Genomic DNA, 10,509 nt, shown 5'->3' on the forward strand with positions numbered 1-10,509 from the left:
CTGCTCTTTTGCTTAGGTACAGCTAACATTTTACTTCGGAATACGGATCGCGGCAACCGCAGCCCAGTTGCCGGCAATGGATGTGGACAACAATTTTTTCACAAAATTTTCGAAATTACAAATCGGTCTCCCTCCTATTGACAAGGCTAAAAATGACATGGTAAGGTAGGATTAACTTTAAGAGACATATTTCAACAAACGATGACGGAGCCAAGCATAAAGCGGAACGTACAGAGAGCCGGTGGTCGGTGCAAACCGGACGTTAACGATATGCGGAGCACTCCTGAGTTGCTGCCTCGAACGATCAGTAGTTGCAGCCGGTTAGAAGCCGTTACCATTCTCGGTCTGTTGCATGATAGACCTATGAAGGTCGCGCGTGTGAACGTGCGGCGAATTAGGGTGGTACCACGAGAATCAGCTCCTCGTCCCTTGTATACGCTAGACGTATCGGGATGAGGAGTTTTTGGTTTTTACAGAAAAGGAAAAACGGAGGGAAATGTAATGTTTAAAGTATTAGTCATGGATGGAATCAGCGACATGGGGATTCAACTGCTGTACGATGCGCCGGATGTGGAAGTAGATAAGAAGGTCGGGCTGTCCGAGGACGAGCTTGTCGCCATTATCCCGGATTACGATGCGATTCTCGTGCGCAGCGCCACGAAGGTGACCGAACGCATCATGAACGCAAGCAGCCGGTTGAAAGTCGTCGGCCGTGCCGGCGTCGGCGTCGACAACATCGACCTCGAAGCCGCTACGAAACGCGGGATTGTCGTCATCAACGCACCGGACGGCAACACGATCGCCACTTGCGAACTCACCTTCGCCATGATGATGTCGGTCGCCCGTTCCATTCCGCAAGCGTACAAGAAAACCGTCAGCGGCGAATGGGACCGCAAAACGTTCGTCGGCGTCGAGCTTCGCAATAAAGTGCTGGGCGTGCTCGGTATGGGCCGAATCGGAAGCGAAGTAGCGAAACGCGCGAAAGCATTCGGAATGGAAGTGCTCGGCTACGACCCGTTCCTGACCGAAGAGCGCGCGGAGAAAATCGGCGTGAAGCTCGGTTCGGTCAACGACATTTGCGCCAAAGCCGACTTCATCACGGTACACACGCCGTTGACGAACGAAACCCGCCACATGATCAGCCGCCCGCAATTTGAAATTATGAAAAAAGGCGCGCGCATCATCAACTGCGCACGCGGCGGCATCATCGACGAAATGGCGCTTATCGAAGCGATCGATACCGGCATCGTAGCCGGCGCCGCCTTCGACGTATTCGAATCGGAGCCGCCAGCCGCCGATCACCCGTTCCTGAATAATCCGAAAGTCATCGTAACTCCGCACCTTGGTGCCTCCACTGTAGAAGCACAAGAGAACGTGGCGATCGACGTATCCGAAGAAGTGCTGCACATCCTGCGTGACGAGCCGTTCAAAAACGCGGTGAACATGCCGCCGGTACCGGCAAACGTGCTGAACGCCCTGCAGCCTTACTTCAATCTGGGCGAGAAGCTCGGCGTGTTCCTCGGTCAGACGATCGACGGCGCCGTCAGCGAAATTACGGTCAACTTCGCGGGCGATTTAACGGACGTCGATACGTCCCCGCTCACCCGCTATATTGTAAAAGGCGTGCTCCAGAACCAGCTGGAAGGCGTCAATATCGTCAATGCGATGCATTTGGCCAAGACGCGCGACATCAGCATCGTCGTTCAAAAATCGTCCTCGTCCAAAACGTTTACGAATCTCTTGTCCGTCACGTTAAAAACGAAAAACGAACAACGCACGGTGGCCGGTACGCTCCTGTCCGGTTACGGCGAACGGATTGTGCAAATCGGCCAATACCCGGTCGATATCGCGCCGGAAGGCAACCTGCTGTTGATCTCCCATAACGACAAGCCGGGAATTATCGGTAAAGTCGGTACGCTGCTCGGCAACAACGACGTGAATATCGCTACCATGCAGGTCGGCCGTAAAGTGATCGGCGGATCGGCGATCATGGTCTTGACGACGGATAAGCAAACACCGCCGGACGTACTCGAACAGCTGGCGAAGCTCCCGGAATTAACCCATATTCACGAGCTTTCCCTGTAAGTCCCGATTGTTCCACGAACAACAAGAATATGTACGGTTTTTCAACAATAACAAAAACCCCTGCGGAAGCGAACCGGAGGGGTTTTTGTTATGTTTTACCGCTTTTGCAAGGTAAGATGATAGAAAATGTCGTTCCCTGGCCTGGCTGACTCTTCGCTTGTACCGTGCCCTGATGGGCTTCTACGATGTTTTTGACGATCGACAAGCCCAGACCCGTTCCCCCCGATGCGCCGCGTGTACGGGCTTTGTCCGCCTTGTAGAAGCGTTCGAAAATAAAAGGCAGATCCTCGGCCGGAATGCCGATGCCCTGGTCGGATACCTCGATGAGCACCGCTTCTTCCCCGCGCAGCTGTGTCTCCGAAGCGCGGATTTGAATCTCCGCCCGGGATGGCGTATGGCGCAGCGCGTTGTCGAGCAAGTTCGTCAGCACCTGCTCCAGGCGATCCTCGTCGGCTTGTGCCAGGGTCAGCGGCAGCTCGGGCAGCGCATACGTCATGGAGACGCCCTTTTCTTTGGACAAAGCGGCAAATTTGCGATGCACCCGCTTGATGAAGGCATGCACATCGAGCTCCCGGAGATGCAGCTCCATGTTGCCGGTTTCCATCTTCGCCAAGTCGAGCAAATCGCGTACGAGCCGACCCATCCGGAGCGATTCGTCATAGATCACCTGAGCGAGCTCCTGACGCTCCTCCGGCGTGGCCGCGATGTCGTCAAGCAGCGCTTCGCTGTAGCCCTGCAGCATCGACAACGGCGTCCGCAGCTCGTGCGACACGTTGGCCACGAAGTCCTTGCGCAGCTTGTCAAGCCGGTGCTCCTCCGTGACGTCGCGCATGACGGCCACGACGCCGCGCACGAGATCCTGCGAATACAGCGGCGCCATGACGACCGACCACACTTCGCTCTTCACGAGCAGCTTCGAAGTCATCTCACCAGGCTGCGCGATGACCCTCTTGAACAGCGGCTGCATCGGGCCCGGGATCCGGTTCCATTCGCCGCGGGGATACGACTGGGCTCCCGAGGTTTCCCCGCCGTCATCCAGCCAATCGATCTCGTTCCACTCCCGGATGATCCTCTCTCCCTGCGGATTCGTCAGGATGACGCGTCCCTCCGCATCGAAGGTGACGACGGCGTCGGCCATACTGCGCAGAACGCTTGCCAGATGCTCCTTCTCGTGGCTCAACGCTTTAATCGTATCCTGAAGCTGCTCGCCCATATGGTTGAAGGTCTTGCCCAGTTCGCCGATCTCGTCGGACGACGTGATCGGGACCCGGCTGCCGTATTCGCCCTCGGAGATCAGGTCGGCCGCTTTCTTCAAATTCAAGAGCGGCCGCGTAATGCGCGACAGAAGGAAGAAAGCGAAGAACGTCGTCATGAGAAAACCGGCGACCCCGACCACGACGAACAGCCTCTTCACATAGGCCTGGGTTTCTTCGGAAGACTGTGTCAGCTGGTACATGATCAGCGCGCCGGCCACGTTCGTTTGCGATTCATCCATGAACGGAACGGCGACCGCCGTATACGTGCTGCTCAGCGGAGTACGGGCCGCCACGTTTGATTTCCGGTTGTCGACCACTTCGCCGGCAAACACTTTTTGCAAATCGCTTTTGGTGAAAAAGTCGTCATACCGAACCAGCCTGTTGTTCGGCTGGCCGACCGGCGTCTCTTCCTGAAAATCTTTGGACACGACCAGCACGCTGGCCTCCTGCGCGTTCAGCAGCTCGTTCACGACTTGCAAATAGCGGCGTTCCTCTTTATGCAGCGATATTTCGCTCGCCACTTTAACGGCCAGCCGGTTTAACGTCTCCACCTGATCCTTCGACTTCGGGAACGACGTTTCAATAAATTTGAACAAAAAGACGCTGAGCGTCAACAGCACGACGACAACGAGTCCGATGATGGTCAACCACAGTTTGCCGACAACGCTTTTGAATATAAACACGTTACTTCGGCACCTCGAGCTTGTAGCCTACGCCCCAAACGGTCGTAATCATGGAGGCGGCCTCCGGCGACACTTTGTTCAGCTTCTCGCGAAGCCGCTTCACATGGGTATCGACCGTGCGCAAATCGCCGAAAAACTCGTAATTCCATACGTCCTTCAGCAATTCCTCGCGCGAGAACACTTTATCCGGCGAGACGGCAAGGTAATGAAGCAGCTCGTATTCCTTAGGCGTCAACGCCACCTCCTGCCCGCCTGCAGTAACCCGGTGCGCATCGTGCTCGATCACCAAATTCGGGAACACGATGTTGTTGCTGGAATTGACTTCCTTCGATAAATAGGCCGTTACCGACGAACGCCGCAAAATGGCCTTCACCCGGTAAATGACCTCCCGCGGACTGAACGGCTTGACGACGTAATCGTCCGCGCCCGATTCGAACCCCTGGACGCGGTTCGTCTCTTCGCCCTTCGCGGTTAACATAATGACCGGCGTCGATTTGACCTGCCGGAGACGGGCGCATACTTCGTTGCCGTCCATGCCGGGGAGCATCACGTCCAGCAGAATGAGATCGTAGTCGGATTCAACCGCTTTGCGCAGTGCCGTCTCCCCGTCCTCCGCCTCGTCGATGCGGTAGTTTTCTTTTTCCAAGTACATCCGCAGCAGCCGCCGAATCCGTTCTTCATCGTCAACGACCAGGATGTGCGTTTTCATATCCGTCATGGCCTATCTCCTCTTCAACTGGAATTAAAGGCAAACCCGTTTAAACGCCGGAATAGGAATGTAAACCGGCAATGACCAGATTGACGCCGATCAACGTAAACATGACGACGAGGAATCCGATCACCGAGAGCCAGGCCGAACGTTTCCCCTGCCAGCCTCGGGATAGCCGGAAGTGCAGGTAGGCTGCGTAGAACAGCCAGACGATGAGCGCCCACACTTCTTTCGGGTCCCAGCCCCAAAAGCGCCCCCATGCCTCATGCGCCCAAATCATGGCGAATATCAAGGCGCCCAGCGTAAAGATCGGATAACCGATGGCAATCGAGCGGTAGCCGATTTCATCGATATCGTCCGCATCGATCCCTTTCATCATCGGATGAAGCGCGGCGCCCAGCGGCTTACGAGCGATAAGCCGGAGCAGCCCGTACAGAATCGCTCCGCTTAGCAGCGACCAGATCACCGTGTTCAGCTTCCTGCCTGCGTTCGCGCCCTTCATCCAGGACGGCGCTTCGAACAGCGGCTCCGACATCCCGAAGAACGGTGTCATCTGCACCGTTTCGGCTTGATGAGGTCCGACCAGCGGCGGCAGCACGTACGTCGTTTCCTGTTTCACGGTTTGTTCCACGTTGTTTACGTCCGTCACGATGACGTTGCTGGAGAACACCGCCTTGTAGCCGGAGCCGTTAAAGCTGAAGATAGCCGCGACGAAGGCGATGACTACCACCAAGATGAACAGCGTGAATTCCACACCGCGCTGCTCACGCCTGTCCTTTCGCTCCGAGCTGCTGAAATTGACGTTCTGGACCAGATACATCAGTCCGGCGGCAAAACCGACGGCGAAGAACGCTTCGCCCAGCGCCGCCGTCGTCACGTGGATTTTCAGCCAGTAGCTTTGCAGCGCCGGAATAAGCGGCTGCACCTCGTGCGGAAATACCGACGCATAGGCGATGATAATGATGGCAACCGGCAGGGCGAACACGCCGAGTACCGTAGTCCGATAAATCAGGAATACGACAATGAACGCCAGTACGACCATCATGCCTAGAAACGTCATAAACTCATACATGTTGCTCGTCGGAATATGTCCGGCCTCGGCCCAACGGGTAAAGAAAAACGTGGCATGACACAGAAAACCGACGATTGTGAGCGTCAGTCCGATGCTGCCCCATTTCTTGACGTACGTTTCCGGGTCCGTCACTTGAACCGATTTTTTACCTGTAATGCCGATGACGAATCCCAGCAATGCAAGCGAATACACTATGAAAGCTATCAGCAATGATGCGCTGCTCACGCTTGTTCCACCCTTCTTTCGAGCGCATTCGGATCGACCTCGATCCCCGTTTTGGCGAGGACCTGCGAAACTTCCTTGCGCAACCCGTACCAGTTTTTATTCGTATGCGCGCCGAGCGCCAGCTTGCCGTCGTCAATGCGCAGCCAAACCCGGCGATGATTCCAATAAAAGCCCATAATCAAACCAATCATCGAAATGGCGGTGCCGATCCAAATGAACGGCATCGCCCGGTCAACCCGGATATTCAAGTAGCTGATGTACTCGGATATTTTAACGTTCTCCATCGAACCGACCGCAAGCTCCAGCTTCGCGCCGAGCGCTCCGTTAATTTCATCCTGCCGGAAATTGACTTTGTCGACTTGACGCGGGAAGTACATGTAAGGCTCCCCTTGCGGCTGCAGTCCAGGACCTGTTATCGTGAAGACGAAAGCCGGCATCAGCGGGTCTTTCGATTTCGTTATCGGCATGCCTTTGCTATCCAGCGCGAATTCCGGAAAATACGCTTTGAGCTTTAATTCGTACGGGCCGACCTTGTACTGTTCCTTCGGATTGTCCATCGAGAGTTCAAAGCTGCCATACGTTTCGCCGGTTTCTTTATTCTTCAACGATGGCTTGACCGAGATTAGCATCGGCGATGGCTTGAAGTCGAATTGATAAGCGAGCAGACCTTGATACTCAAGCGGCTTGTTCACGATGATGTCTTGCTTATGCACTTCCTTGAGCACCGGTTCCTTCGTCGGATCGTCGCAATCCGCCAGACAGGCGTATAACGTCGCTTTCGTTTCGTATACTTTCGGGACATCGAGTCCCTTGGAACGAAACTCGGCTGACATTTCCTCCGGCTTGTAATACTCCAGAGTAAACTTCTCGTTCTTCAAATAATAATTCGTCTCGGGAATTTTCACCAGCTTGCCTTCGGGAAACCCGATGTGCTGATCCATATGCCAGCCTGGAATGCTTCGCATCAGCACCGCACCAAGAAAGATAATAAGTCCGATATGATTGATGTAGGGCCCCCACCGGCTGAACCGGTATTTCTCCGCAAGCAGCGCCGTACCGTCGGTATACACGCGGTAACGGGCTTTCCGAAGCGCCTTGGTGGCCGTTTCCGTCCATACCTGCTCCGGCGCTGCTTCAGGCTGTCCGCCCGGTACCGCGCCAACAGGAATCGGGCCGGAATACGTCAATTTCTGACGGGTAATGAAGCTCAGATGCTTGCGGATTTGCTGCTTGCTTAACGCGCGATACAGCGGCAGCACACGATCGAGGCTGCACACGATAAGCGACGTGCCAATCATGAGAAGCAATGTGATGAACCACCACGACTCGAACGTATGCGATAACCCGAGTAAATAATAAATGTAGCCCAATGTCCCGTAGGTTTGCTCGTAATAAACGGACGGGTCGATGTTGAGGAACGTGTTTTCCTGCGGATAAATGGTACCGAGCGCAGAGCCCAGCAGCGTGATGACAATTAAATAAATGGCGATTTTAACCGAGGAAAAAAAGTTCCATACCCGGTCCAACAGCCCGGGATTCGCCCGCTGCGAGCGTCTGGCCATGCCGTCGTATTTCATCTCGAGCGGCTCGGCCCCTCCTTCGTCCTCCAGCGGCTTGCCGCACGATTCGCATAGCAGCGTGGCGACGGGATTTTGGTGTCCGCATTCGCATTTGGTGTTGTGAATCATGTGTCCTCCTCGATTTATTGGAATGGGAGGCCGCTGCGGTTAGGATGGGCCTGCGGCTTTTGTTGAAATCGATGTTCTTGGAATCATCAACCCAAGCAGGGTAGAACGTCGATTTCAAAGGCAGCACGTAAACTCTCCGGCCTCACCCTAACCTCCGCTAAACCCGTTCAAATAAATCGCTCGTTATGAATAGTAAAAATAATCGTGCTTGCTTCGCTCCGGATCCGGTTAGCGGTGTAGCCTTACCTAAGACGGAAGCAAGGAAGAGATCGTTTGATCGATAAAGGCTTCGTCCATTTGCCCAACCCGGATGACTCCGATTTTGCCGTCGGGCTTAATGAAGAACGTCGTCGGATATTGCGATACGCCGTAACGCTTTCGTGTTTCTTCATTTTTGTCGAGCAAGATCGGGAAGGTCACCTTATATTGGTTAACAAAGTTCTCGACGGCCACCCGCGGCTCATTCAGGTTCAGGCCGAGAATTTCCACATTTTTTCCGGCCCATTTCTCCTTCTGACGTTCAAGCGCCGGCATTTCGTCCCGGCACGGCTCGCAGAACGTCCCCCAAAAATTAACGACTACGACTTTTCCCTTGAGCTCCGCAAGCTCCTTCATATTCCCGTCCAGGCCGACCAGCTTAAAGTTCGGGGCCGAAGCGCCTTCCGTCGGCTTCTTGTCGCTGAAGAACAAATTGTTCGTCAACGTCCAACCGCCCACGAGAATGACAACGGCAAAAATGGCAATTTGTATCCAAGTTCTATGTTTCCCCATCATCCCACACCTTCAAACCCGACTGTTTGTCCGTTCCTAACTTTATTATAGCGAAAATTGTCAAGCGTCGGATTCACCTTTTTGAATATTATGTGACTTGCCTTTCCCCATTTCGAGCGCTGCGGTGCGCAATTCGTCCACTTCGTGCGGCGTTAAGCTCCGCGACTTGCCCCGGGGCACGCCGGTAAGCTGAAGCGGTCCGAACTGCACCCGTTTCAGCTTGACGACCGGATGATGAATGGCCTCGAACATGCGCCGCACCTGGCGGTTGCGGCCCTCGTAAATCGTAATCTTGACGACCGTTTCATTCTTCTCCGGATTCACGTCCTGATATTCCACTTCGGCCGGAGAAGTCATCCCGTCCTCTAACTTGATGCCGTCCCTCAGCTTGTCCAGCAATGAACCGTGCGGCACCCCTTTGACCGTCGCCAAGTACGTGCGGGGCACGTGATGCTTGGGGTGGGTCAACAGATGCGCAAACTCTCCGTCGTTCGTCAGCAAGAGCAATCCCTCGGTGTCGTAATCGAGCCGTCCGATCGGGTAAATCCGCTCCTTCAAATGTTTAAAGAAATCCGTCACCGTCTTCCGGCCTTCCGGATCCTCGGCACTCGTGATAACGCCCTTCGGTTTGTTGAACATCACGTAAACCTTGGACTGCTTGCGGATCGGCCTTCCGTCTACTTTAATCAAGTCTTGGCTCGCATCCACTTTGACCCCCAAGGTTGTTACCACTTGATCGTTCACCTGCACCCGGCCGGCGGTTATTAATTCCTCACATTTTCTTCTCGATGCGATGCCGGCTTCGGCAAGCACTTTTTGCAAACGTTCCATTTCTCTAGTCACCTCAAGCTAATGATACCTATCCTCGGGTGAAATCACAAGCTGAGACCAAGGAAAAGCAGCTCCGGGGCACGAGACGGAGTGCGGAAAGAGATCTTTCGGCCCAAAACCGTACGTTTCGGATAAACGCAAAACAAGCTTGTTCAGCACAAACCATTGCTCTTTCTCTTCGGGCGTCCGGATGCTGCGCGGTTCCGTATAGTCGCCTTCCAAGCAAATATGAATGTACAGCGGGTCCGTTTGGGCGGAAGAAGGGATGATGACGCCGTTCCTGGCGATAAACAGGTCATACCCTTTTCCGTTAATGGCGGGACAAGCGGAATGATGAATGATAATGCCGTAATACACCATACAGGTCACCTCTTCCGGGATCGCTGCCTTAGTATATGTACGGACAAAGGAGGGGGTGAAACGAAGGAAGCCATTACGCGGTAAACACCAAATAACAAATGACGATCGAGGCGATAAAGCCGACGGCGTCGGAGATCAGGCCGACCTTCAGGGCGTATCCCGCTTTACGGATGCCGATCGCGCCGAAATATACGGTAATGACGTACAGCGTCGTATCCGTACTGCCTTGAATCGTGGAGGCGATGCGCCCGACCATCGAATCCGGCCCGAACTGCGAGATGAGATCGGTCGTGAAAGCGAGCGATCCTGCGCCGGTAATCGGACGCAAGAAAGCAAGCGGGATGATTTCGCTCGGCACCCCGAATCGTTCACAAATCGGCTTCAGCCAGCCGATGAATAAATCCATCGCGCCGGACGCGCGAAATACGCTGATCGCCACCATCATGCCGACGAGGTGAGGAATGATACGGATCGCCGTATCGAAGCCGTCTTTCGCCCCGTCCACGAACGATTCGTAGACGGGGATTTTCCGGTAAGCGGCATATAAAGGGATAAACACGATGATAACGGGAATCGCCCAGGCGGATATTAAGTTGACCCATTCATACACGGCGCCTCATCCTTTCCTCAAATCGCTCGGCGAATTTCGACTTCTGTACCATCGGTCGACCACGATCGCCGCCAGCGTCGAAATGAAGGTGGCCATTAAGGTCGTGCCGACGATTTCCGCGGGATTGGCCGAGTTGTAGCTCATGCGAATGGCGATCAGCGTCGTCGGGATCAAGGTAATGCTCGCCGTGTTCAGCGCAAGCAAGGTACACATGGCGGG

General features: G+C 54.5%; 9 protein-coding genes, 1 pseudogene and 1 other annotated feature. Of the genes and pseudogenes, 1 reads left to right on the forward strand and 9 read right to left on the reverse strand.

What is annotated here, in order from left to right:
- The first annotated feature begins 192 nt into the window (after window positions 1-192).
- Window positions 193-433 (forward strand) — a binding site (T-box leader).
- Between the two features lie 68 nt (window positions 434-501).
- Window positions 502-2,085, forward strand: coding sequence for a phosphoglycerate dehydrogenase (gene serA / locus JMF85_RS19870; RefSeq protein ID WP_141335465.1), 1,584 nt, complete (start codon window positions 502-504; stop codon window positions 2,083-2,085).
- An 88-nt stretch (window positions 2,086-2,173) separates the two neighbouring features.
- Here the strand turns inward: serA and JMF85_RS19875 are convergent, their stop codons facing one another.
- The 9 genes and pseudogenes from JMF85_RS19875 to JMF85_RS19915 all read right to left on the reverse strand — a co-directional run.
- Window positions 2,174-4,024, reverse strand: a complete 1,851-nt coding sequence (locus JMF85_RS19875) for a HAMP domain-containing sensor histidine kinase (RefSeq protein WP_127607938.1) — start codon at window positions 4,022-4,024, stop codon at window positions 2,174-2,176.
- A 1-nt stretch (window position 4,025) separates the two neighbouring features.
- A complete protein-coding gene (locus tag JMF85_RS19880; RefSeq protein WP_054797284.1) occupies window positions 4,026-4,742 on the reverse strand; it encodes a response regulator transcription factor in 717 nt (238 codons plus the stop codon).
- A 40-nt stretch (window positions 4,743-4,782) separates the two neighbouring features.
- Complete coding sequence (gene ccsA, locus JMF85_RS19885; protein WP_127607937.1) at window positions 4,783-6,030, reverse strand: cytochrome c biogenesis protein CcsA; 1,248 nt, start codon at window positions 6,028-6,030, stop codon at window positions 4,783-4,785.
- Window positions 6,027-7,718: a cytochrome c biogenesis protein ResB gene (resB, locus tag JMF85_RS19890; protein WP_201318784.1), complete on the reverse strand. Its 1,692-nt coding sequence runs from the start codon at window positions 7,716-7,718 to the stop codon at window positions 6,027-6,029. The genes ccsA and resB overlap by 4 nt, the downstream gene beginning before the upstream one ends.
- A gap of 246 nt (window positions 7,719-7,964) precedes the next feature.
- Window positions 7,965-8,489 (reverse strand): redoxin domain-containing protein, encoded by a 525-nt coding sequence (locus JMF85_RS19895; RefSeq protein ID WP_141335497.1) that lies wholly within the window; start codon window positions 8,487-8,489, stop codon window positions 7,965-7,967.
- Between the two features lie 60 nt (window positions 8,490-8,549).
- Window positions 8,550-9,320, reverse strand: a complete 771-nt coding sequence (locus JMF85_RS19900) for a pseudouridine synthase (RefSeq protein ID WP_127607934.1) — start codon at window positions 9,318-9,320, stop codon at window positions 8,550-8,552.
- 18 nt (window positions 9,321-9,338) lie between these two features.
- Window positions 9,339-9,680: an N-acetylmuramoyl-L-alanine amidase gene (locus JMF85_RS19905; protein WP_054797286.1), complete on the reverse strand. Its 342-nt coding sequence runs from the start codon at window positions 9,678-9,680 to the stop codon at window positions 9,339-9,341.
- A 73-nt stretch (window positions 9,681-9,753) separates the two neighbouring features.
- Window positions 9,754-10,290 (reverse strand): spore maturation protein, encoded by a 537-nt coding sequence (locus JMF85_RS19910; protein ID WP_054797287.1) that lies wholly within the window; start codon window positions 10,288-10,290, stop codon window positions 9,754-9,756.
- 6 nt (window positions 10,291-10,296) lie between these two features.
- Window positions 10,297-10,509 (reverse strand): annotated as a pseudogene (locus JMF85_RS19915) (nucleoside recognition domain-containing protein); the annotation flags it as partial.

This window comes from Paenibacillus sp. EPM92 (assembly GCF_016586185.1).
Taxonomy (GTDB): domain Bacteria; phylum Bacillota; class Bacilli; order Paenibacillales; family NBRC-103111; genus Paenibacillus_G; species Paenibacillus_G validus.